Raw genomic sequence first — 2872 nt, forward strand, 5'->3', positions numbered from 1 at the left:
TCTCCAACCTCGCCTTCTCAACCCCCCAACACCTCGTCCAGCGCATCCGACACGGACTGCGGCACATCCAGTACCGCAGCCACCTCATAGACGGCTGCCTCGCCGAGACCGGCCTGCCCATCAGACCCGCCTGACCCGGCGCGACACCACGAGTTTAACCTCAGTAACCACTCGACGGACGGTCCGCTTCACGAAGCGCGAGGCTCACGAAACCCAGCAAGCGTGGGGTGTAACGCGCTTCCGGTTGCCGGACACATACACGGTCGGAGGGCAGATGAGGATATCGATAGAGGAGCGCTTCACCGAGGTGTATCGCAGCCACCGTGCAGCGGTTGAGCGGTACGTCATGCGCCGCGCTCACGCCGACGTGACGGCTGACATCGTCGCCGAGGTGTTCTTGACCGCCTGGCGCAAGGCTGACGCCATGCCAGCTAACGATGCGCTGCCGTGGCTGTACGGCGTTGCACGGCGTGTACTTGCCAATCACCGTCGGGCCCAACAACGTAGAGCGGACCTGACCGACCTGTTGGCTGCCCAGCCACAGGGAGTAACCGTAAACGGTACCGAGGGCGTAATAGCTCGAGAGGATCTCGCCCGGGCCATGGGCGAGTTGAGCGAGTCTGACCAGGAGATCTTGAAGCTAGTGCTGTGGGAGGACCTGACGCCTGCCGTGGCTGCTGTCGTGCTCGGCAGTAGCAATGTTGCGACCAGGGTCCGTTTCCATCGGGCGCGACAGCGGCTCCGCCGTCGCCTCGAACCCGCATACGACAACGCTGCGACCAAACGGATGCGCCCGAAGGGGCAGGAGGTCACTCATGTACAGCCTTGACGAACTGGTCCGTTCGGCCGATCCGGCAAAGGGGCGCAACCTGGCTACGGAAGCCGAGAGCGAAGCCATGCTGGAAAGGATTCTGGCAACGCCCCGACGGGACTCTGCCCGTCGGACCCGGCGTCGCCCCCTCCTGATGCTCGCCGCGGCGACACTCACCGCAGGGACGCTGGTTACGGGAGCCGGGTTGGTCCTCGACCCGGCACAGCAGCAGGCGTACGCGGCCACGCCTCCGCCTCTCCATCTGCAGGAGAACGCTGAAGCCTCAGCAGCGGAGGTCCTAGAGGAAGTTGCGGCCACGGCGGAGCGCCTACCTTCTCCCGCGATCCCGGAGAACGCCGCCGCACACTTCGAACGGGAGATGTGGTCACTCTTTACGCGAATCGACGGCAAGCAGGTGACCTCCCGCATCGTCCCCCAGCACTATGAAATCTGGATCAGGCCTGATGGGACAAGAAAACAGACGATCGAGGAGGACGGGACCACACGGACCACTCAAGGCTCAGCCGCCGGCGACCCATCTGCTCCAGAGGGCGAGGGGGCGGAGGCGATGAAGCGGTGGGTCCTGGCAGCCGGCGATGGCTCAGGAGCCGGAGCGTTCTTCGACCGCTACCCTGAGAAGGCACTGGACAGGGTCTTCACTCCGAAACAGCGGGCAGCCCTGCTGCGAGCCATGGCGTCCTTCGACGGCGTCGAGTACAACGGCACTGTAACCGACCGATCCGGGCGCCGCGGTGCCGCATTCTCAGTCGAATCCGACTTCGGTGGCCTGCCGAGCAAGCAGACACTCATCATCGACCCGGCTACCGGAAATTTGATGGCCTACGAAAGCATGCTCACCAAGGACCCAGGCGAGCTGAAGGTAAAAATTCCAGCCGTCACTCAGTACGTGACTTTCCTGAAGGGCGAATACGTCAGCAACGCAGAGTGATCAACCTCAGTTCCCCGGGCAGGTAGGGGATTACCCGCGAGCATCAGTAGAAAGCGCTGTTCGACAAGGTAACCAGTGTTATTTGCTCTGATGGCCTGAGCCAATGACGTTTTCTCAGCGAAGTGGTCTTCGCGGGGTGAGTTGGTGCGGGGCTTGCCGGGTGGGGCAGTTGCACCCCGGGTGCGGGCAGACGTAAAGCCCCTGGTAGGACGGTTCTCACCACAAGATCGTCCGCTGAACCAGAGGCTTCACGTTGGTCACCTATGTTGCCACGCTCGATGTCCCGCGCCATGTCGTGGAGTACCTGTCCCGGCTGCTGGCCGCGCACCGGCGCCGGATCGGCACCCCGAGGGGTTCCCGGGCGCTGGGCACTTTCCGTCAGGCTGTGCTGGTGCTGCGCTGGTTCCGGACACGCGGGTGCGTTCACTGCCTGGCCCGGGATGCCGGCGTCTCGCAGGCCACCGGCTACCGCTACCTGCACGAAGGCATCGATGTGCTGGCGGCCCAAGCCCCGGACCTGCACGAAGTGCTGGACCGCTGCCGCGAGGAGGGGATGAGCCACATCGTCCTGGACGGCACCTTGGTCTCCTGCGACCGCGTCACCGGGGCCACCGAGAAGGGCACCGACCTGTGGTACTCCGGCAAGGCCAAGCACTTCGCGGGAAACATCCAGTTCACAGCCGCCCCCGATGGCACCCCCCTGTGGGTCTCCGACGTGGAACCCGGCAGCGTCCATGATCTGCGTGCCTCCCGCATCCACGCCCTGCCCGCCCTGTACGAGGCGGCCCGCGACGGCCTGCCCACTCTGGCCGATGTCGGCTACACCGGCGCAGGCAAGGGCGTCCACACCCCGTTCCGCCCCGCACCCCGACATCGCCTCCCCACTCGCACCGGACACCCGCACCCACAACCGACTCCAACGCGGCGTCCGAGCCCTGGGAGAGCGCGCAGCCGCCGAACTCAAACAACGCTGGCGCGCACTCCAGCACGTCACGCTCAGCCCCAACCGGATCTGACGCATCGCCCAGGCCGCACTCGTCCTCAACAACTCAACAACTCCTGGAAATGAAGGACTGAGAAAACGTCAATGATTCTTTGGCTCAGGCGGTGAC

General features: G+C 64.7%; 2 protein-coding genes and 2 pseudogenes. All 4 read left to right on the top strand.

Translation table 11 applies throughout. From position 1 onward, the window contains the following. A pseudogene (locus OSB71_RS24055) lies at positions 1 to 134 on the top strand (transposase); the annotation flags it as partial. Between the two features lie 140 nt (positions 135 to 274). After that, positions 275 to 829 carry an RNA polymerase sigma factor gene (locus tag OSB71_RS24060; protein WP_265950919.1) on the top strand — a complete coding sequence of 185 codons (555 nt, stop codon included), beginning with the start codon at positions 275 to 277 and terminating at the stop codon, positions 827 to 829. Continuing rightward, the gene (locus OSB71_RS24065) at positions 816 to 1760 is read left to right on the top strand and encodes a CU044_5270 family protein (protein WP_265950920.1); all 945 of its coding nucleotides are present in this window, start codon (positions 816 to 818) and stop codon (positions 1758 to 1760) included. The genes OSB71_RS24060 and OSB71_RS24065 overlap by 14 nt, the downstream gene beginning before the upstream one ends. Before the next feature lie 253 nt (positions 1761 to 2013). Continuing rightward, positions 2014 to 2776 (top strand): annotated as a pseudogene (locus OSB71_RS24070) (transposase family protein). Positions 2777 to 2872: the final 96 nt, after the last annotated feature.

Origin of the sequence: Streptomyces marinisediminis (assembly GCF_026262575.1) — a bacterium.
In the GTDB taxonomy this organism is placed as follows: domain Bacteria; phylum Actinomycetota; class Actinomycetes; order Streptomycetales; family Streptomycetaceae; genus Streptomyces; species Streptomyces marinisediminis.

Coding starts and splice junctions, on each gene's coding strand:
- OSB71_RS24060 (WP_265950919.1), top strand. CDS start 275: ATGAGGATATCGATAGAGGAGCGCTTCACCGAGGTGTATCGCAGCCAC.
- OSB71_RS24065 (WP_265950920.1), top strand. CDS start 816: ATGTACAGCCTTGACGAACTGGTCCGTTCGGCCGATCCGGCAAAGGGG.